This is a genomic window from Pseudomonas corni, assembly GCF_057128765.1.
The window spans coordinates 127,767-146,523 of the sequence record NZ_JBSKHW010000013.1; the positions used below are offsets into that span (position 1 = coordinate 127,767).

At 54.5% G+C, this 18,757-nt stretch carries 21 protein-coding genes, 1 tRNA gene and 1 pseudogene; 20 read left to right on the forward strand and 3 right to left on the reverse strand.

Translation table 11 applies throughout. From position 1 onward, the window contains the following. Positions 1–29 precede the first annotated feature (29 nt). Entirely contained in the window at positions 30–1,352 is a 1,323-nt protein-coding gene (locus tag ACWKV9_RS19900; protein ID WP_483837846.1) for an OprD family porin, read from the reverse strand. Positions 1,353–2,370: 1,018 nt separating this feature from the next. Here ACWKV9_RS19900 and ACWKV9_RS19905 point away from each other — a divergent pair. Both ACWKV9_RS19905 and ACWKV9_RS19910 read left to right on the forward strand, forming a co-directional pair. Continuing rightward, a complete protein-coding gene (locus tag ACWKV9_RS19905; RefSeq protein ID WP_483837929.1) occupies positions 2,371–2,802 on the forward strand; it encodes an HIT domain-containing protein in 432 nt (143 codons plus the stop codon). Continuing rightward, the gene (locus ACWKV9_RS19910) at positions 2,799–3,005 is read left to right on the forward strand and encodes a SlyX family protein (RefSeq protein ID WP_483837847.1); all 207 of its coding nucleotides are present in this window, start codon (positions 2,799–2,801) and stop codon (positions 3,003–3,005) included. The genes ACWKV9_RS19905 and ACWKV9_RS19910 overlap by 4 nt, the downstream gene beginning before the upstream one ends. A 76-nt stretch (positions 3,006–3,081) precedes the next feature. Here the strand turns inward: ACWKV9_RS19910 and ACWKV9_RS19915 are convergent, their stop codons facing one another. Next, complete coding sequence (locus ACWKV9_RS19915; RefSeq protein ID WP_238591726.1) at positions 3,082–3,279, reverse strand: cold shock domain-containing protein; 198 nt, start codon at positions 3,277–3,279, stop codon at positions 3,082–3,084. An 87-nt stretch (positions 3,280–3,366) separates the two neighbouring features. Beyond that, a pseudogene (locus tag ACWKV9_RS19920) lies at positions 3,367–3,690 on the reverse strand (cold shock domain-containing protein membrane protein); the annotation flags it as partial. A 465-nt stretch (positions 3,691–4,155) separates the two neighbouring features. Between ACWKV9_RS19920 and ACWKV9_RS19925 the strand changes: the two are divergent. The 18 genes from ACWKV9_RS19925 to ACWKV9_RS20010 all read left to right on the forward strand — a co-directional run bounded on the left by ACWKV9_RS19925 (position 4,156) and on the right by ACWKV9_RS20010 (position 18,715). After that, positions 4,156–4,629: a Dps family protein gene (locus ACWKV9_RS19925; protein WP_483837848.1), complete on the forward strand. Its 474-nt coding sequence runs from the start codon at positions 4,156–4,158 to the stop codon at positions 4,627–4,629. 435 nt (positions 4,630–5,064) lie between these two features. Continuing rightward, positions 5,065–5,406, forward strand: a complete 342-nt coding sequence (locus tag ACWKV9_RS19930) for a ribbon-helix-helix domain-containing protein (protein WP_483837849.1) — start codon at positions 5,065–5,067, stop codon at positions 5,404–5,406. Between the two features lie 280 nt (positions 5,407–5,686). Next, entirely contained in the window at positions 5,687–7,462 is a 1,776-nt protein-coding gene (gene aspS, locus ACWKV9_RS19935; protein ID WP_483837850.1) for an aspartate--tRNA ligase, read from the forward strand. Between the two features lie 117 nt (positions 7,463–7,579). Next, positions 7,580–8,326, forward strand: a complete 747-nt coding sequence (locus ACWKV9_RS19940; RefSeq protein ID WP_483837851.1) for a YebC/PmpR family DNA-binding transcriptional regulator — start codon at positions 7,580–7,582, stop codon at positions 8,324–8,326. 126 nt (positions 8,327–8,452) lie between these two features. Beyond that, positions 8,453–8,977 (forward strand): crossover junction endodeoxyribonuclease RuvC, encoded by a 525-nt coding sequence (gene ruvC, locus ACWKV9_RS19945; RefSeq protein WP_483837852.1) that lies wholly within the window; start codon positions 8,453–8,455, stop codon positions 8,975–8,977. Positions 8,978–9,090: 113 nt separating this feature from the next. Beyond that, a complete protein-coding gene (gene ruvA, locus ACWKV9_RS19950; protein WP_483837853.1) occupies positions 9,091–9,699 on the forward strand; it encodes a Holliday junction branch migration protein RuvA in 609 nt (202 codons plus the stop codon). Beyond that, entirely contained in the window at positions 9,700–10,758 is a 1,059-nt protein-coding gene (gene ruvB / locus ACWKV9_RS19955; RefSeq protein ID WP_483837854.1) for a Holliday junction branch migration DNA helicase RuvB, read from the forward strand. A 138-nt stretch (positions 10,759–10,896) separates the two neighbouring features. Further along, positions 10,897–11,364 (forward strand): tol-pal system-associated acyl-CoA thioesterase, encoded by a 468-nt coding sequence (ybgC, locus tag ACWKV9_RS19960; RefSeq protein ID WP_483837855.1) that lies wholly within the window; start codon positions 10,897–10,899, stop codon positions 11,362–11,364. Beyond that, on the forward strand, positions 11,354–12,049 hold the full coding sequence (tolQ, locus tag ACWKV9_RS19965) for a protein TolQ (RefSeq protein WP_483837856.1): 696 nt from the start codon (positions 11,354–11,356) through the stop codon (positions 12,047–12,049). The genes ybgC and tolQ overlap by 11 nt, the downstream gene beginning before the upstream one ends. A gap of 14 nt (positions 12,050–12,063) precedes the next feature. Further along, on the forward strand, positions 12,064–12,528 hold the full coding sequence (gene tolR, locus ACWKV9_RS19970; protein ID WP_483837857.1) for a protein TolR: 465 nt from the start codon (positions 12,064–12,066) through the stop codon (positions 12,526–12,528). Beyond that, positions 12,528–13,625, forward strand: a complete 1,098-nt coding sequence (gene tolA / locus ACWKV9_RS19975) for a cell envelope integrity protein TolA (RefSeq protein ID WP_483837858.1) — start codon at positions 12,528–12,530, stop codon at positions 13,623–13,625. Before tolR ends, tolA begins: the two co-directional genes overlap by 1 nt. Positions 13,626–13,672: 47 nt before the next feature. Next, complete coding sequence (gene tolB / locus ACWKV9_RS19980; RefSeq protein ID WP_483837859.1) at positions 13,673–14,923, forward strand: Tol-Pal system beta propeller repeat protein TolB; 1,251 nt, start codon at positions 13,673–13,675, stop codon at positions 14,921–14,923. Positions 14,924–14,975: 52 nt separating this feature from the next. Next, entirely contained in the window at positions 14,976–15,476 is a 501-nt protein-coding gene (pal, locus tag ACWKV9_RS19985; RefSeq protein WP_483837860.1) for a peptidoglycan-associated lipoprotein Pal, read from the forward strand. A gap of 6 nt (positions 15,477–15,482) precedes the next feature. After that, positions 15,483–16,307, forward strand: a complete 825-nt coding sequence (gene ybgF, locus ACWKV9_RS19990) for a tol-pal system protein YbgF (RefSeq protein ID WP_483837861.1) — start codon at positions 15,483–15,485, stop codon at positions 16,305–16,307. 173 nt (positions 16,308–16,480) lie between these two features. Further along, entirely contained in the window at positions 16,481–17,128 is a 648-nt protein-coding gene (queE, locus tag ACWKV9_RS19995; RefSeq protein WP_483837930.1) for a 7-carboxy-7-deazaguanine synthase QueE, read from the forward strand. Positions 17,129–17,144: 16 nt separating this feature from the next. Beyond that, the gene (gene queC / locus ACWKV9_RS20000) at positions 17,145–17,819 is read left to right on the forward strand and encodes a 7-cyano-7-deazaguanine synthase QueC (protein ID WP_483837931.1); all 675 of its coding nucleotides are present in this window, start codon (positions 17,145–17,147) and stop codon (positions 17,817–17,819) included. A 64-nt stretch (positions 17,820–17,883) separates the two neighbouring features. Further along, positions 17,884–17,959, forward strand: a tRNA-Lys gene (locus ACWKV9_RS20005). A 321-nt stretch (positions 17,960–18,280) separates the two neighbouring features. Then, entirely contained in the window at positions 18,281–18,715 is a 435-nt protein-coding gene (locus ACWKV9_RS20010) for a DUF1810 domain-containing protein (protein ID WP_483837862.1), read from the forward strand. Positions 18,716–18,757 lie beyond the last annotated feature (42 nt).

Here is an 18,757-nt window from a genome sequence, read left to right on the forward strand (position 1 = left end):
TTTTCTATAACGAGTGTCAGACTGTGCGATTACAGAACCGAAATCGGGTAGTCGACGATCAGACGGAACTCGTTAACATCGCCTTCACCCTCGTCGGTGTTGGCACGGTGGAACGCTTGACGGATGCGGAAAGACAAGTCTTTCGCAGGGCCAGTCTGAACAACGTATTTAGCTTCAACGTTGGTCTCGTGGTGGCTACCGTCTTTGCCATACAGGCCGGTGTAGGTGCTGTTCGATGGCGTGTTGGTGCCGTCGATGTCAGTACCGCTGATGTAACGGGTCATGAAGCTCAGACCAGGTACGCCATAAGTGGCCATGTTCAGGTCGTAACGTGCCTGCCAGGATTTCTCGCCAGGACCGTTAAAGTCGGAGTATTGAATCGAGTTCGCAAGGAAGATCGAGTCGCCGCCGCGGTTGTTGTCGCCGATACCGATGTAGTCGAACGGGGTGTCGCCGTTAACTTTCTGGAAAGCCAGGGTCAACGTGTGTGCTGCCAGGAACGAGTAAGCTGCAGACATCGAATAAGCGGTGTTGCTGATATCGCCCGCTTTCTTGCTGCCGGTGTCTTTGGTGTTGTAGATGTTGAAGTCGAAAGCCAAAGACTGGTCGTCAGTTAACGGCAGTGCGTAGTTCACGTTACCGTAGTACTGGTTCCAGACGTCTTCCAGTTTGCTGTAGTAGAAGCCAACACCGAGGCTGTCGGTAATGGCGTACTTGCCGCCGCCATAAGTAGCAGAGTTGGAAGTCACACCAGCGTAAGTGGCCCAGATATCGCCGTTACGGTTGGTTTCGTCCTGGCTGGTGCCGGAAGTGAAGCGACCTGCTTCAACGTCCAGACCCTTGAGCTCGCTGCTCTGCAAGGTGACGCCAGTAGCAGTTTGTGGCAACAGACGGGAACCGCCGACTGCGAACACTGGGTTTTGAGGCTGCATGTCGCCGATTTTCAGCTCGGTTTTCGAGATGCGGAACTTGGCAGCTGCGCCGGCTTTGCCGAAGCTGTCTTCGTTTTTGCCTTGGCTGTCGGTAACCAGGTTGCCCGAACCTGAATACTTGTCGGAGCCGTCAAGTTTGAAACCGACGTAACCGAATGCGTCAATACCAACACCAATCAAACCTTGGGTGTAACCGGAGCTATAAGTACCCCAGAAACCTTGAGTCCAGTCTTTGTCGTCTACAGCACCGTTTTTCTTGTCGCGGTTGTAGTAGTAGTTGCGAGCCTTAAGATCCAGATGGCTGTCTTCTACAAAACCCTTGGCTTCAGATTGGTCGCTTACGAAAGCTGCCGCTGTTGCCAGTTGGGTGCTGGCGGCGGTAACTGCCAGTGCGATTGCGCTCCACTTCATCACTCTCATCGTGACTTTGCTCCTTTGGTTTTTAAGAAGAGTACTGCCGTCCCACCTGTTTTTTTATCTGGGCGGCTCTTTCTTTTTGTGTCGGCGAAACTTATAGCACGCTGACATTATTGGCGATAGTTACGAACCTATCCTTTCAAATTCTTTACGGCGTTGTCGCAAATCGGTGCTGTCCGTGTCGCCTTTAAACAGCCTCAATCATCAAAAAACGTACAACTACGACAGTTTTTACGAGGGCTACAACCCACTCCGCAGTGGTCTGAAATCCGCCCTGCACATCTCCCCAAGGGAGCCTGGCCGTTGCCGCTTTCTGGCCTTCGTTTGGATTCTTTCGGATCCGCCCTGATGAAGCTCCTGTGAGTGATAAAGCAACAACCGTGCTCAAAGTTCCTGGTGACATGAAAAAAAAGTGAAACGGCGATGCTAATTCGCAGGTTTGCCTTGTATCTATATGTTTTTAATGAAAAAAATATTAGTCAAATAAATGCATATTTTGTCTTGGTAGGGGCAGCCTACGTCCCGAAGATGTCACCTTCGTTACCTGCTACCCAGTGTAAGTGAGTAAATCGCGGATGTGACGGGTAGATCCTGCTCCAGCAGTGAGTCGTTTTGGTGCGCGAGCCTGAATATATGCCAGATATTGGAACCTGGATCCCACTGCCTCGCCGAATCGGATGCAAGCGGCAGTCAATTCGTTGATCGGAAAATGCGAAGGGCTTGATTAGACATGATTTACGCCAGGAACCCCTTGAAAGTCGTGGCGGGGGGTACAGCCATTCTCACTGGGCATCTTGGGTCATATCAGTGCGTAGCTATCAAATTCGTTCAGCGGTGGTGCATGCCGCTTGGCAGGCTATTGATTGCGGTAGCTGTCTCTGACTCAACAATGATTGTGCAAAGTGCTGCTCGCGGCGTTGGCATGCGTGATTCCCATGCCTTTCCCGCGTATCCTGCCCGCTATTACGTGGCAGCGTCGAAGTGCTCTGCCAGGCTTAACCCGTTTGAGGTGCACTTATATATGTTTGTCTTGGATGCGCGGTTAGTGCAGGACACTTTCCCTGTCGGAGATTTCCCACTGTGCCGGTTGCTATTGTCAAACGACGCGAACTATCTGTGGTTCATTTTGGTGCCACGTCGTGCTGACATATCGGAAGTGTTTGAATTGACGGAAGTGGATCAACTGCAGCTGTGGAAAGAGACGACCACCTTAGCCCGCTTGCTCGGCGATACGCTTAAGGCAGACAAGCTCAATATTGCCGCCTTGGGTAATGTTGTCAGCCAATTGCATATGCACGTCATCGTTCGCTATCGCACTGATATTGCCTGGCCAGCACCGGTCTGGGGTAAGCATCCCGCCAAGCCATATGCCTCTGAGCAGGTCGTCGCGATTTACCAGCAACTCAAGGACGTTATGCCAGATGATTTCCAGTTCGCGCAGGAGCAGGTATGAGCGTCGACGACCGGGTTACCGAGCTTGAAACCCGCCTGGCATTTCAAGACGACACCATCCAGGCCCTCAATGACGTATTGGTTGTGCAGCAGCGCACACTGGAAAGGATGCAGCGCCAGGTCGCAGCGTTGATCAAGCGGCAGGATGAGATGGGTGGGCAATTCGAAGCGTCAGAGGAAGAGGCGCCACCGCCTCATTATTAAGCGGCGCTCCTCAGTTGCAAGAGTCCATAAAAAAACGCGCCCCGACCGAGGCGCGTTTTTTTTGTATTACAGACGCTTATCGGCGAGGCAGCGCCGCAATCACATCTTCGGCTTGCAGGCCTTTATCGCGGTTCATCACCGAGAACTCCACGCGCTGGCCCTCGACCAGTACGCGGTGACCTTCTCCACGGATGGCTCGGAAGTGCACGAAGATATCGTCGCCAGAGTCGCGCGAGATAAAGCCAAACCCTTTGGATGTGTTGAACCACTTCACGGTACCGGTATCACGATTGCCGAGGTCTTGGCTCTGAGCTGCCGGGGAGGAGGGTGATGACTTATAGAAGCTGACAGCCAGATGAAGTGCAACTGCGATCACTACGGCGATCAGGCTAATCAGAATGGCCGGTTGGCCTGCGATGGTTTCAAGCGGTATCAGCAAAATCATGATTTGAAGAACGACAGCAAGGATGAGCAATGCGCTGACCAGATTTTGCAATTGGTGGCGTGGTCCTCTGTTCCAATAGGGGATCACTGGTGCAAGCACCAGGTTAAGCAAGCCGAAAAAAGCAAGATACAGCGCATCGGGTTGAGAGAGGTAGGAGGCTAATGCCTCGCTGCGCAATCCCGGTATGAATGACAGCAGCAGGGCAGCGGCGCCCGTTAGCAGGTGGACTATTTTCAACATTTTGAATAACTCACATTAAGACGGATCACGAGGAAATAGCTGCTGACCTTCGGTACGCTTCAAAAAAGTGGAAGGCGTGATGCACTTGGGTCAAGTCAGCCTATGCGCTACAGCCGGTTGGCAAATCGATAGCGACACGTGGTGTATTTAACAGCAAAGCCGAGAGCTACTCAAATCAAGTGCTTAGCGTTCCTGAATGTGGAGATGAGTGGCCCTTTGACTTGAAATTGGCTCTCCTGCGCAGAAGGCTATTGCAGAGCGGTCGGACCAATGATGGCTGGCCCCTTGCGGGATAGGCATCCCAAGCTTTTGGTGTTCGGGGCGATGATCGGCGCATGTGATATACGCCTTTAGTCAGTCGCCAGGAACGAACCTCATACCGATGGATGGCTGCGCTTGTGGCGCGCTCTTGGTAGAGTGGTAAAGATTTGTATGCAAAACACCATCATATAAAGGGGAAGAAACATGGCAATCGATATCGGTATTAGCGAAGAGGATCGCAAGTCGATCGTGGACGGTCTTTCGCGTTTGCTGGCTGATACCTATGTGCTTTATCTGAAAACCCACAACTTCCATTGGAATGTCAGCGGCCCGATGTTCCGTACTTTGCATCTGATGTTTGAAGAGCAATATAACGAGCTCGCGTTGGCAGTTGATTCTATCGCTGAACGTATTCGGGCACTTGGCTTCCCGGCACCGGGTACTTATTCAACTTATGCGCGCCTGTCGACCATTAAAGAAGAAGAAGGCGTTCCAAGTGCAGAAGACATGATTCGCTCGCTGGTCCATGGCCAGGAAGCGGTAACGCGAACTGCACGCGGTATTTTCCCGCTGCTGGATAAAGTCAGCGACGAACCTACCGCCGACTTGCTGACGCAGCGTATGCAGGTGCATGAGAAAACCGCCTGGATGCTTCGCTCCATGCTCGAAACCAAGTAACGCAGTGGGCGAGCGGCGCCCCGCGCTGCTCGCCTCGCTACCCTTGTCCTCATTCACCTCCGATAACGACCCGGCAGATCTGCCTCCGAACCCGCGCTGTCACCTGCTGGTTCCGTATGTGTCCATTCATATCGGCCGCAATTCAGCTCTCCAGGAAAAATACTTGATAGATGCCATAAGTATGTTGGCTTAAGGTTTTAATTTCCTTTTCGTATATGGCAGCCTCGAAAAATTAATAATTACCACCATAAATCTTTTTTACCAATTGCCTATGGTAACTACCCGATATTCCTCGGATAAAAGTGGTTCTCTCCTACGCTCTTCAGGTGTTGTACCTGCTGGATAAACTGGTCCGGTTAAGGCTTGATAGAGCTGCATTCATGTATGTAAATATTTCTTGGTAACTGAGTCAGGTATTGAAATTAAGGAGGCGTCATGGGTCGAGTATTCTCTCGAGAAATGAATGATATGGACGGGGGTGTCGGTATAACGAGCGATCCATTTGTTGAAAATTTCAACATGCAACTGGCACAGCCTCAGGCGCGGTCAGTGAGATTGAATGGTTTGGCAACGTGTCTGCGCCTTGAGGAGGTTTACTGGAATATCCTCTCGGAGATGGCAAGGATCAACTGCTGTTCTGTGAACACGATTTTGTCGCACGTCGATCGAGAGGTTCACCTGCGACACGGAGGAGTGAAGAATTTCAGCGGGCTGATTCGAGTGGTTTGCGTGACGCATCTACTCAAGGGTGACGATTTGCATCTCTCGAAAGCGTAATACCGAAGGATTCGAAATTTCGCAGGCTTGCCGTGAGCCGGGCCTGCACTCTAAGGGCTGCCTTGCCTGCGCGACAGACCCGCATGGGGAGGCAGTCGTCGTTGCGATCAATTTGCGCGGCTGCACAGCCTTGATTAACTCTATATAATCCCCCGCCTTACTATGGAAGGCAGATACATACCGCTGGGTTGATCTGCATACCGAGGCTCTCGCACCGTTGCCCGCCAATGATGACGAGGGCTCCACCGAATTCCGAATTACGAGAAGTGAAAACACGATCATGATGCGCAGCCATTATTGCGGCCAACTCAACGAGAGCCTGGAAGGTCAAGAAATCACCCTGTGTGGATGGATTCACCGCCGTCGCGACCATGGAGGTGTGATTTTCCTCGACATTCGCGATCGTGAAGGTCTGGCTCAGGTAGTGTTCGATCCTGATCGTGCTGAAACCTTTGCTGCTGCCGATCGCGTGCGCAGCGAGTACGTGGTCAAGGTGACCGGCAAGGTTCGTGCGCGTCCTGCTGGCGCGGTTAATGCGAACATGGCCTCCGGCGCAATCGAAGTGCTGGGCTATGACCTTGAAGTGCTCAACGAATCTGAAACCCCCCCGTTTCCTCTGAACGAATACTCAGACGTCGGTGAAGAAACCCGTCTGCGTTATCGCTTCATTGACCTGCGCCGCCCGGAAATGGCTGAAAAGCTGCGTTTGCGCTCACGCATTACATCCAGCATCCGTGGATTCCTGGATGGCAACGGTTTCCTTGACGTTGAAACGCCGATCCTGACCCGGGCTACCCCTGAAGGCGCACGCGACTATCTCGTTCCGAGCCGCACCCATGCTGGCAGTTTCTTCGCCTTGCCGCAGTCGCCTCAGCTGTTTAAGCAATTGCTGATGGTTGCGGGCTTTGACCGCTATTACCAGATTGCCAAATGCTTCCGTGATGAAGACCTGCGCGCCGACCGTCAGCCTGAGTTCACTCAGATCGACATCGAGACCAGCTTCATGAACGAAACTGAAATCATGGGCGTGACTGAAACCATGATTCGTAAGCTGTTCAAGGAAGTGCTGGATCTTGAGTTCGGTGACTTCCCGCACATGACCTTCGAAGAAGCCATGCGTCGCTATGGCTCTGATAAGCCGGATCTGCGCAACCCGCTGGAACTGGTTGACGTTGCCGATCAGCTCAAAGACGTCGAATTCAAGGTATTCAGCGGTCCGGCCAATGATCCGAAATGCCGCGTCACTGCCCTGCGTGTTCCGGGCGGGGCGAGCATGCCGCGCAGCAAAATCGATGATTACACCAAGTTCGTAGGCATCTACGGCGCCAAGGGCCTTGCGTACATCAAGGTCAACGAGCGTGCCAAAGGTGTTGAAGGTCTGCAGTCGCCTATCGTCAAAAACATCCCGGAAGCCAGCCTGAACGTGATCCTGGATCGCGTTGGTGCGGTTGACGGCGACATCGTGTTTTTCGGTGCCGATAAATTCAAAGTGGTCAGCGAAGCATTGGGTGCGCTGCGGATCAAGGTTGGTAATGACCTGAACCTGCACACCTGTGAGTGGGCACCGATGTGGGTCGTCGACTTCCCGATGTTCGAAGAAAACGAAGACGGCAGCTTCTCGGCCTTGCACCACCCCTTCACTGCGCCGAAGTGCTCACCTGAAGAGTTGGAAGCCAGCCCTGCTACGGCGCTGTCTCGTGCGTACGACATGGTTCTCAACGGCACCGAGTTGGGCGGCGGTTCCATTCGTATTCACCGCAAGGAAATGCAGCAAGCGGTGTTCCGTCTGCTGGGTATTTCAGAAGACGAGCAGCAGGAGAAGTTCGGCTTCCTGCTCGACGCTTTGAAATACGGCGCACCGCCTCACGGCGGCCTGGCGTTCGGTCTTGACCGTCTGGTTATGCTGATGACTGGCGCTCAGTCGATTCGTGAAGTCATCGCTTTCCCGAAAACCCAGAGCGCTGCGGACGTAATGACGCAGGCTCCAGGTGCTGTCGATGCCAAAGCGTTGCGCGAGCTGCACATTCGCCTGCGCGAACAGCCTAAAGCCGAGTAAATCGGGATCGGCGTTCTGTATATAAGGAGCGCCCTGATACTGGGCCGCAATGAGTGAAGCGTCGTCGCTTGAGTTATTTAAGCGACGGCGTTCGTGTTTCAAGGTTTGGAGCGTGTTATGGCTGGTCATTCCAAGTGGGCGAACATCAAGCACCGCAAAGAGCGTCAGGATGCCAAGAAAGGCAAGATTTTTACCAAGTGGATTCGTGAGCTGACTGTCGCTGCTCGTCAGGGTGGTGGAGACCCAGGTTCGAATCCTCGTTTGCGTCTGGCGCTGGACAAGGCCTTGGGCGCAAATATGACTCGCGACACCATTGATCGCGCCGTTTCCCGTGGCATTGGTGCCGATGACGGCAACGATGTTGAAGAGCTGGGTTACGAAGGGTACGGTCCGGGCGGAGTGGCGATCATGGTTGAAACCATGACTGATAACCGCAACCGCACTGCCGCAGCTGTTCGCCATGCGTTCAGCAAGTGCGGGGGTAATCTTGGTACCGACGGCTCGGTTGCTTATCTTTTTGAGCGCAAGGGCCAGATTTCCTTCGCGGCAGGTGTCGACGAAGACGCCCTGATCGAAGCGGCCATGGACGCCGATGCTGACGACGTAGTGACCAACGAAGATGGCTCGATTGACGTGTTCACCTCGTTTGCGGGTTTCTATGCGGTACGCAACGCTATTGATGCGGCAGGTTTTAACGCTTCCGATGCTGAAATCGCCATGCAGCCTACTACCAGTACGGTGCTTGACCTTGAGATGGCTGAGAAAGTATTGAAGCTCATCGACATGCTTGAAGATTTGGACGACGTACAGAACGTTTATTCCAACGCTGAAATCCCGGACGATGTGCTGGAGCAGCTTGGCTGACAGTACTTTTGTCGGGAATTTGAAGCCGGAGCGACGAAGCGTTGATGACCTCATCGCTATCGGCCTCCGGCTTCTGCCTTTATGCTGCGATTCTTTGTGCGCACCACTTCTCATGCTGCAGGCGTTATGACTCTTATTCTAGGTATCGACCCCGGTTCGCGAATCACCGGTTACGGCGTTGTACGCGACACCGGACGCGGCTGCGAATATGTCGCTTCGGGATGTATTCGCACGGGCAGCGGGTTGCTGCACGAACGATTGCAGATAGTTTTTCGAGGCGTCAGGGAAGTCATTCAGACCTACGGTCCCGTAACGATGGGCATTGAAAAGGTGTTCATGGCCAAAAATGCCGACTCTGCGCTGAAGCTGGGGCAAGCTCGGGGCGCGGCTATCGTTGCAGGTGCGGAAGAAGGTCTGGAGATTGCTGAATATACGGCGACTCAGGTCAAGCAAGCGGTCGCCGGAACCGGTGGCGCGAACAAAGAGCAGGTGATGATGATGGTCATGCACTTGTTGAAACTGACGCAGAAACCACAGATCGATGCATCTGATGCGCTGGCGATTGCGCTGTGCCACGCGCATACCCGTTCAAGTCTCATCCCTCACGGTTTGAATACCGCGCGTAGCCGGGGTGGACGACTTCGTCTCTGAGGCATTATTCGCTAATAAATTTTCACTTGCAGGCAACGCAAGTCCTGCAAACATGGCGAACACGGTCAAGCCGGGAAAGCGCATTGCTCCGGTTATCGAAAAGGATCTGATAGGTGATTGGACGTTTACGCGGTTCACTGGTCGAGAAACAACCGCCGCACCTGGTGCTGGATGTGGGTGGAGTGGGGTACGAAATTGAAGTCCCCATGACCACGCTTTACAGGTTGCCGCACCTGGGCGAGCAGGTCACCCTGCATACTCATCTGGTTGTCCGCGAAGACGCGCACCTGCTGTTCGGATTCTATGAGAAGCGTGATCGCGAGATGTTTCGTGAGTTGATTCGCCTCAACGGTGTAGGGCCCAAGCTGGCGTTGGCTTTGATGTCCACTCTTGAGGTCGACGAGCTGGTACGTTGCGTTCAGGCCCAGGACACTTCGGCGCTGACTCGCGTCCCTGGGGTCGGCAAAAAGACCGCCGAGCGTTTGCTGGTCGAACTCAAGGACCGCTTCAAGGCCTGGGACTCGCTGCCGGGTTCGTTCCGGCTGGTGTCTGAAGGGCCGGGCGCGCCGGTACAAGTGGCGACGGCCGAATCCGACGCGGTCAGCGCGCTCGTTTCGCTTGGATACAAGCCTCAAGAGGCCAGCAAAGCAATTTCCGCAATCAAGGACAAAAATTTGAGCAGTGAAGATTTGATCCGGCGCGCATTGAAGGGGATGGTCTAAGTGATTGATGCCGACCGCCTGATAGCCGCCACCGGGGGACGTGACCGAGACGAGCAGCTTGATCGCGCGATACGGCCGCTGAGTCTGGCCGATTACATTGGTCAGCCCACCGTGCGCGAGCAAATGGAGCTGTTCATCCAGGCAGCACGTGGACGCAACGAGGCGCTCGACCATACGCTGATATTCGGTCCTCCCGGTCTGGGCAAGACGACCCTGGCCAACATCATTGCTCAGGAAATGTCGGTTTCGATCAAAAGTACCTCAGGGCCAGTACTTGAGCGTCCAGGCGACCTCGCGGCAATACTGACCAACCTTGAGCCGCACGACGTCTTGTTCATCGACGAGATTCACCGGCTGTCGCCTATCGTCGAGGAGGTGCTGTATCCGGCGATGGAAGATTTCCAGCTCGACATCATGATCGGTGAAGGCCCAGCTGCGCGCTCCATCAAGCTCGATTTGCCACCGTTCACGCTGGTGGGGGCGACAACCCGGGCTGGCATGCTGACCAATCCCCTGCGTGATCGATTCGGAATTGTGCAGCGTCTGGAGTTCTACAACGTCGCGGACCTGTCGACGATTGTCTCGCGTTCGGCAGGTATTCTGGGATTGCATATAGAAGACGCGGGGGCATTCGAGATTGCCAGGCGTGCCCGTGGCACTCCGCGTATTGCCAATCGGTTGCTACGTAGGGTCCGAGACTTCGCCGAAGTTCGGGCTCAAGGCCAGATTACCAAGGAGATCGCTGATCTGGCCCTCAACTTGCTGGACGTGGATGAGCGCGGCTTCGACCATCAGGATCGACGACTACTGCTGACGATGATCGAGAAGTTCGACGGCGGGCCGGTAGGGGTGGATAACCTTGCCGCTGCGATCAGCGAAGAAAGACACACGATTGAAGATGTGCTCGAACCCTATTTAATCCAGCAAGGCTATATCATGCGCACGCCTCGCGGCCGTGTAGTGACACGTCACGCCTATCTGCATTTCGGTCTTAACATCCCGTCCCGAATGGGCGAGCTGCCGACCTTGAGCGCGCCGGTCGAAGATAACGATGATTAAAGACGATCCCGGGCGATTTATTCGGATGTTTCATGGTCTGACGGGCAGTCGCGAGAAAATCCTGACGCGCCACGCAGCAAAATCGATGAAAAACAGTTGCCTGGCCGGATTGGCAACCTGAGGAGTAAGCACTAGAGTATGCGCGCGCAAACCGGGGGTCAGTCGTTCGCACATCGCTGTCGCGTTTATTACGAGGACACCGATGCGGGCGGCATCGTCTATTACGTAAATTATTTGAAATTCATGGAGCGGGCTCGTACCGAGCGGCTGCGGGACCTGGGTTTTGCCCAATCCGCACTGGCCGGTGAGAACCTGTTGTTTGTCGTGCATTCCAGTGAGGCCCGATATCACAAGCCTGCCCGGCTGGACGATGAGCTGCTGGTCAGCGCCGAAGTAACCGAATTGAACCGTGTCAGTCTGCGCTTTCATCAACAAGTCAGGCGGGCAACGGATGATGTACTGCTCTGTGAGGGGCAGTTTTTAGTGGCGTGTGTGCGCGCCGACAGTTTGAAACCCCGGGCCATTCCCGAAGCTTTGCGCACGGCCTTTGCCGGTCAGAGCGGCGCGGGTACACAATCAGAGCAGGAGATACAGCGTGGAAGCTAATGTCGTCGACCATTCCTCCATGTGGAGTTTGGTCAGCAATGCCAGCGTGGTCGTTCAATTGGTAATGCTGATCCTGGTGGCTGCTTCAGTCACTTCATGGGTCATGATTTTTCAGCGCAGCAGCATGCTGCGTGCAGGTCGTCGTGCGCTGGACAGCTTCGAAGAGCGGTTCTGGTCGGGCATCGATCTTTCCAAGCTATACCGTCAGGCGGGTAGCAACCCGGACCCGGATTCTGGTGTGGAGCAAATCTTCCGCGCGGGCTTCAAGGAGTTTTCCCGCCTGCGCCAACAGCCTGGTGTCGATCCTGATGCCGTCATGGAAGGCGTGGCCCGTGCCATGCGCGTTGCGATTTCCCGTGAAGAAGAAAAGCTTGAGCAAAGCCTGCCCTTCCTCGCAACCGTAGGTTCCACAAGCCCATATGTAGGTTTGTTCGGGACCGTCTGGGGGATCATGAACTCCTTCCGTGGCTTGGCCACCGCTCAGCAAGCTACCTTGGCAACCGTTGCGCCGGGCATCGCCGAAGCACTTATCGCGACTGCCATCGGCCTGTTCGCGGCAATCCCTGCAGTAATCGCCTACAACCGTTTCGCCGCTACCGGTGAAACCCTGATCGGTCGTTACTACACATTCGCCGACGAATTCCAGGCAATCCTGCACCGTAAAGTGCACACCAGCGAAGACTAAGCAGGTATTTCCAAATGGCTTTAATCGCTCGCGATCGACGAAAAAAACGCAAGCCGGTCGCCGAAATGAACGTGGTGCCATACATCGACGTGATGCTGGTGCTGCTGGTCATTTTCATGGTGACCGCACCAATGATTAACCAGGGCGTGAAAGTTGATCTGCCCAAGGTCTCCAGCGAGGCCTTGCCGCAGGACAACAACAACCAGGTGCTGACCATCTCGATCAAAGCTGACAAGACCTATTACTGGAACCTTGGCACCGAAGTCGATACCGACAAGCAGATGGACAAGGCCATGACCCTGCCGCAACTGACCAGCGCTGTGACCAAAATCATCGCTGCTGGACGGGAAGCTGGCAAACAGACTCAGGTCTTCATTCGTGGTGACAAGACCGTCGACTACGGGGCAGTCATGGGCACCATGGGTGGGTTGCAGAAGGCCGGGGTCGGGAACGTTGGTTTGATTACTGAGGCGCCCTGATGCAGCCAATTCGAGAGCCGACAGCCTCGGAAAGCTACTTCTGGCCCGCGGTTTGGGCTGTGGCGTTGCACGTCCTGATTTTTGGGCTGCTCTTCGTCAGTTTCGCGATGACACCGGAACTGCCTGAGGCCAAGCCTATCGTTCAGGCGACGCTCTATCAGTTGAAGTCTAAAAGTCAGGCAACAACCCAGACCAACCAGAAGCTTGCCGGCGAGGCAAAGAAATCCGCTGCGCGACAGACCGAAGTCGAGCAGATGGAGCAGAAAAAAGTTGAGCAGGAGAAGCAGGAAGCGGTGAAGGCGGCGGAACAAAAGAAAGAGGATGCCGCTCAAAAAGCCGAAGAACAGAAGGCCGAAGAAACCAAGAAGGCGGACGAGGCTAAAAAGGCGGATGACGCCAAGAAAGCCGATGACGCTAAAAAGGCTGAGGCCAAAAAAGCTGATGACGCGAAGAAAGCGACAGAAGAAAAACAGTTGGCTGACATAGCCAAGAAGAAAGCCGAAGACGACGCCAAGAAAAAGGCCGACGAAGACGCCAAGCGTGCTGCCGCTGAAGAAGCGAAGAAACAGGCAGCCGACGACGCGAAAAAGAAAGCCGCTGAAGACGCCAAGAAACAAGCTGCCGATGATGCCAAGAAGAAAGCGGCCGAGGACAGCAAGAAGAAGGCTGCTGCCGATTCTGCCAAGAAAGCCCAGGAAGCTGCGCGTAAGTCTGCTGAAGACAAGAAGGCCCAAGCACTGGCTGACTTGCTTTCCGACAAGCCGGAGCGTCAACAGGCATTGGCCGATGAGCGTGGCGATGAAACAGCGGGTAGCTTCGATGATCTGATTCGTTCGCGAGCGGCTGAAGGGTGGGCTCGACCACCTTCGGCGCGTAAAGGTATGACAGTGGTCCTGCAAATCGGCATGTTGCCGGACGGTACGATCACTTCAGTCACGGTTGCCAAGGCAAGCGGAGACGGGCCTTTTGATAGCTCCGCGGTGGCTGCGGTCAAGAACATTGGTCGTTTGACAGAAATGCAGGGTTTGAAACCTTCTGATTTCGCCCCTTACCGGTCATTCAAGATGACATTCACACCTGAGGATCTAGCCTTGTGATAAACATTCTTCGAGGATTGCTTGTCGTTCTATGTTGCGCAGCGGGAATGGCCGCTGCCGACGAAAAGAACATCCTGGTCACCAGCGGTAGCGACCGTGCCACGCCGATTGCGGTCGTACCGTTTGGCTGGCAGGGCGGTAGCGTATTACCGGAAGACATGTCGTCGATCATCAGCAACGACATGCTCAACTCGGGTTATTACACCCCGATCCCCAAGCAGAACATGATCAGCCTGCCGACTCAGGCAAGCGAAGTCATTTTCCGTGACTGGAAAGCGCTGGGCGCTCAGTACGTCATGGTCGGCAGCATCACTCCGGCTGGCGGGCGGCTGCAGGTGCAGTACGCACTATTTAACGTGGCCACTGAGCAGCAAGTGTTGACTGGCAACGTGTCAGGCACGCCTGATCAGTTGCGTGACATGTCGCACTACATCGCTGACCAATCGTTCGAAAAACTGACTGGCATCAAAGGTGCGTTCTCCACCCGCATGTTGTATGTCACGGCTGAGCGTTTCGGCGGCATGAATACCCGCTACACGCTGCAGCGGTCGGATTACGACGGTGCCCGTGCAGTGACCTTGTTGCAATCGCGCGAGCCAATTCTGTCACCGCGTTTCGCGCCTGATGGCAAGCGCATCGCTTACGTGTCCTTTGAGCAGAAGCGTCCGCGCATTTTCATTCAGCACATCGATACTGGCCGTCGTGAGCAAGTGACCAACTTCGAAGGTCTTAACGGTGCTCCTGCATGGTCTCCGGATGGCAGCAAGCTGGCGTTTGTTCTATCGAAAGACGGTAACCCCGAAATCTACGTGATGAACGTAGCGTCTCGTCAAATCAGTCGTGTGACCAATGATGCGTCGATTGATACCGAACCATTCTTTGGTAAAGATGGATCGACCATTTACTTCACATCCGATCGTGGTGGAAAACCACAGATCTATAAAACCAACATTAGTGGTGGTGGTGCAGAACGCGTAACTTTCATCGGTAACTACAACGCCAACCCTAAACTGTCGGCAGATGAAAAAACGCTGGTTATGATTCATCGCCAGGATGGATTCACCAACTTCAAGGTTGCAGCTCAGGATTTGCAACGCGGTAGCGTTAAAATCCTCACAGACAGCAACCTTGATGAGTCGCCTACTGTTGCGCCCAACGGCACCATGGTAATCTACGCCACCCGCCAGCAGGGCCGGGGAGTCTTGATGCTCGTGTCCATTAATGGACGCGTAAGGCTCCCGCTTCCTACCGCTCAAGGCGAAGTCAGAGAACCTTCCTGGTCCCCTTACCTGAACTGACGCGGCGCTTCACGTTTTACTTAACACACTGGGGTTCATTAGGAGTTTTACGATGGAAATGCTGAAGTTTGGTAAATTTGCTGCGCTGGCTCTGGCCATGGCTGTAGCTGTAGGTTGCTCGTCCAAAGGCGGTGATAATGCCGGCGAAGGCGCTGCTGTAGATCCAAACGCTGGTTACGGCGCTAACACTGGTGCTGTTGACGGCAGCCTGAGCGAAGAAGCTGCTCTGCGCGCAATCACCACCTTCTACTTCGAATACGACAGCTCGGACCTGAAACCAGAAGCCCTGCGCGCTCTGGACGTTCACGCCAAAGACCTGAAAGGCAATGGCGCTCGCGTAGTTCTGGAAGGCAACACCGACGAACGTGGTACTCGTGAGTACAACATGGCTCTGGGCGAGCGTCGTGCGAAAGCCGTTCAACGCTACCTGGTCCTGCAAGGTGTTTCGCCAGCTCAGCTGGAAGTGGTTTCCTACGGTGAAGAGCGTCCAGTTGCTACCGGCAACGACGAGCAATCCTGGGCTCAAAACCGTCGCGTCGAACTGCGTAAGTAATTTGACATGCGAACGTGCCGCCGTGCTTTAACCGTTTTGGCCCTCTCCCTTCCGCTTGCAGCGTGGGGTGCGGTTCCTGTGGTCGATGACAATTCTGGCTCTGCTGGTAGCAGTTATCCGCCATCAGGTTATGGTACGGCCGGCGCCTACGCCGGGGGTGGGGCTACGGCTCAACCCTCGGCGCAAGGTCAGCTGTTCATGCAGTTGCAACAGATGCAGGAAGAAATTTCGCGCTTGCGCGGAATAGTTGAAGTCCAGCAAAACGATATCCAGCAGATAAAGCAGCAATCGCTGGAGCGTTATCAGGATCTCGATTCCCGCATAGGAGCTGGCGGCGCACCTGCTGCACCAGCTGCCAATAATTCTTCATCCGACGGCAGTAACAAAGCCGGCGGATCGTCCGTTGCACCGGCCGGGGCTGCCCAAGCGCCCCAAGCGGGCAGCGAGCCGCCTGATCCCGCCAAAGAAAAGCTTTATTACGAAGCTGCTTTTGACTTGATCAAGGCAAAGGACTTCGACAAAGCCAGTCAGGCTTTTTCGGCTTTTCTACGCAAATATCCGAACAGCCAATATGCAGGTAACGCGCAGTATTGGTTGGGCGAAGTGAATCTGGCCAAAGGCGACCTTCAAGGCGCAGGTCAGGCGTTTGCCAAGGTGAGCCAGAATTATCCCAAGCATGCGAAAGTGCCGGATTCTCTGTACAAGCTGGCCGATGTCGAGCGTCGCCTTGGTCATACAGACAAGGTAAAAGGTATTTTGCAGCAGGTTGTTGCCCAATATCCTGGCACTTCGGCCGCTCAGTTGGCGCAGCGAGATCTTCAGCGTCTCTGATCAAGTCTGACCGCCGATTCAAGAAAGCCGCGCTTTGCGCGGCTTTTTTCGTTAGAATCCTGCACCCGAAATTCCGGTATTGTTTTCGCTTCTCTGGATTCTGCGAGCGCAGAGTGCTTTGAAGTGCCTGACGGAGGCGGATGGCCTGTTTAGCCGTTACGCCCGTGGCCTATATGCACGACACATTACGTATCACCGAAGTCTTTTACTCGTTGCAGGGTGAAACACGCACTGCTGGTTTGCCCACTGTGTTCGTGCGCCTTACAGGTTGCCCTCTTCGTTGCGAATACTGCGACAGTGCCTACGCCTTCACCGGCGGCACAATACAAACGCTGGATTCGTTGCTTGAACAAGTCAGCAGCTATCGTCCTCGTTACGTCTGCGTCACGGGAGGCGAACCTCTTGCCCAACCCAATGCAATTCCACTGCTCACGCGTCTGTGCGATGCGGGTTATGAAGTGTCGCTTGAGACCAGTGGCGCATTGGACATTTCCAAAGTCGATCCTCGTGTAAGTCGTGTTGTCGATTTAAAGACTCCAGGCTCCAAGGAAGTGACGCGCAACCGGTATGAAAATATCGAGTTGCTGACCGCTAATGATCAAGTCAAATTCGTTATTTGCTCCCGGGAAGACTACGACTGGGCAGTATCGAAGATCATTCAATACGGATTGGATCGGCGCGCAGGCGAGGTGCTGTTTTCCCCGGTGCACCGTGACCTGAATGTCAGAGATTTGGCTGACTGGATCGTCGCCGACAATTTGCCGGTGAGGTTGCAACTGCAACTGCACAAGATCCTCTGGAATGATGAACCGGGACGCTGATATGAGTGAGCAAGCAATGAGCGAGAAAAAAGCGGTAATCCTGCTGTCGGGCGGTCTGGATTCGGCCACGGTCGTTGCGATGGCTCGTGCTGACGGTTACGCCTGCTACACCATGAGCTTTGACTACGGTCAGCGCCACCGTGCCGAATTGCACGCCGCTGAGCGAGTGGCGAAAGATCTGGGCGTCATTGAGCACAAAGTGATTGGGCTCAATCTCAATGGCATTGGCGGTTCCGCTCTCACTGACAGCAGCATCGACGTACCTGAGACTCCAGGTGAAGGCATCCCGGTAACCTACGTCCCGGCGCGAAATACCGTATTTCTGTCGTTGGCGTTAGGCTGGGCCGAAGTGTTGGGTGCCCGCGACATATTTATCGGCGTGAATGCGGTGGATTATTCCGGCTACCCTGACTGCCGCCCCGAGTTCATCGAGTCATTCGAGCGCATGGCCAACCTTGCGACCAAGGCCGGGGTAGAAGGGCTGGGCTTTACTATTCAGGCGCCGCTGCAGAACCTGAGCAAGGCCGATATCGTCAAAGCGGGAATGCGCCTTGGTGTTGATTACGGGCTAACGGTTTCCTGCTATCAGGCTGATGATCAAGGTCGGGCGTGCGGCAAATGCGACAGCTGCCGCTTGCGCGCAGAAGGCTTTGCAGCGGCGGGTGTGAGCGACCCAACTCGCTATTTTTAAATTATTTTCAAATCAGGTGTTGAATTACTGAGAAAAATCAGTAATATACGCGCCACCACAAAGCGGGTCGTTAGCTCAGTTGGTAGAGCAGTTGGCTTTTAACCAATTGGTCGTAGGTTCGAATCCCACACGACCCACCATTTTGAAAATCTGGAAGGCCCACGAAAGTGAGGATTTCCAGGTTTTTTTTTGCGTGAAGAAAAGTGGTTCGGTACCTGCAAACGAATAGCAGGCGCGCGTAGCAGGCAGGACGCGTTCCCAGGCGGGCCGGTCTAGATGAGCAGCCGCTGCAGGCACTCAGCGCCATGACACCATTAAATCGGCTGATGCCCCGGTCAGTCATGCTCCCCTGATATTCGAGCTAAGCTTGCCCCCAGTGAATGCAGTCTGGAAGAGCGCGTAAGCCGGGCTATTTCTGCATTGCATCGCATCCCGGCGTTCACCTGTGGAAGGAGCGAAACATGTACGACCCCTTCAGTCTTTCCCGTTTCGTCGACGCCCAGGGGCCAGCTTTCAGCCGAGTCATGGCCGAGCTGCGTTCAGGCCGTAAAACGAGCCATTGGATGTGGTTTATATTTCCGCAGTTGAAAGGTCTTGGTCGGAGCGAGATCGCCAATCACTTCGCTATAACAGGCGCGGACGAGGCCCGGGCGTACCTTCAGCACCATCTGCTCGGCCAGCGACTTGAGGATTGCGTCAAGGCGCTGCTACAACATCACGAACTGAGTGCTGTGCACATCTTCGGCTCACCGGATGACATGAAATTGCGCTCCTGCCTGACGTTGTTCAGCAGCGTCCAGCCTGAATCAGCCGTGTATCAGCAGGCCCTTGATCAGTTTTATTCAGGTGAGCCGGATCGCAAGACCCTTTGCCTGCTTGAAGCAAACCTCAGGTGATATTCATAGCAGCCAGCGCACGCGTGCAGGCGTTGAATACGT

What these genes read in the sequence shown, in the direction of transcription:
- ACWKV9_RS19900 (WP_483837846.1), bottom strand. Translation starts at nt 1,352, where the DNA reads ATGAGAGTGATGAAGTGGAGCGCAATCGCACTGGCAGTTACCGCCGCC.
- ACWKV9_RS19905 (WP_483837929.1), top strand. Translation starts at nt 2,371, where the DNA reads ATGTTTGTCTTGGATGCGCGGTTAGTGCAGGACACTTTCCCTGTCGGA.
- ACWKV9_RS19910 (WP_483837847.1), top strand. Translation starts at nt 2,799, where the DNA reads ATGAGCGTCGACGACCGGGTTACCGAGCTTGAAACCCGCCTGGCATTT.
- ACWKV9_RS19925 (WP_483837848.1), top strand. Translation starts at nt 4,156, where the DNA reads ATGGCAATCGATATCGGTATTAGCGAAGAGGATCGCAAGTCGATCGTG.
- ACWKV9_RS19930 (WP_483837849.1), top strand. Translation starts at nt 5,065, where the DNA reads ATGGGTCGAGTATTCTCTCGAGAAATGAATGATATGGACGGGGGTGTC.
- aspS (WP_483837850.1), top strand. Translation starts at nt 5,687, where the DNA reads ATGATGCGCAGCCATTATTGCGGCCAACTCAACGAGAGCCTGGAAGGT.
- ACWKV9_RS19940 (WP_483837851.1), top strand. Translation starts at nt 7,580, where the DNA reads ATGGCTGGTCATTCCAAGTGGGCGAACATCAAGCACCGCAAAGAGCGT.
- ruvC (WP_483837852.1), top strand. Translation starts at nt 8,453, where the DNA reads ATGACTCTTATTCTAGGTATCGACCCCGGTTCGCGAATCACCGGTTAC.
- ybgC (WP_483837855.1), top strand. Translation starts at nt 10,897, where the DNA reads ATGCGCGCGCAAACCGGGGGTCAGTCGTTCGCACATCGCTGTCGCGTT.
- tolR (WP_483837857.1), top strand. Translation starts at nt 12,064, where the DNA reads ATGGCTTTAATCGCTCGCGATCGACGAAAAAAACGCAAGCCGGTCGCC.
- tolA (WP_483837858.1), top strand. Translation starts at nt 12,528, where the DNA reads ATGCAGCCAATTCGAGAGCCGACAGCCTCGGAAAGCTACTTCTGGCCC.
- tolB (WP_483837859.1), top strand. Translation starts at nt 13,673, where the DNA reads ATGGCCGCTGCCGACGAAAAGAACATCCTGGTCACCAGCGGTAGCGAC.
- pal (WP_483837860.1), top strand. Translation starts at nt 14,976, where the DNA reads ATGGAAATGCTGAAGTTTGGTAAATTTGCTGCGCTGGCTCTGGCCATG.
- ybgF (WP_483837861.1), top strand. Translation starts at nt 15,483, where the DNA reads ATGCGAACGTGCCGCCGTGCTTTAACCGTTTTGGCCCTCTCCCTTCCG.
- queE (WP_483837930.1), top strand. Translation starts at nt 16,481, where the DNA reads ATGCACGACACATTACGTATCACCGAAGTCTTTTACTCGTTGCAGGGT.
- queC (WP_483837931.1), top strand. Translation starts at nt 17,145, where the DNA reads ATGAGCGAGAAAAAAGCGGTAATCCTGCTGTCGGGCGGTCTGGATTCG.
- ACWKV9_RS20010 (WP_483837862.1), top strand. Translation starts at nt 18,281, where the DNA reads ATGTACGACCCCTTCAGTCTTTCCCGTTTCGTCGACGCCCAGGGGCCA.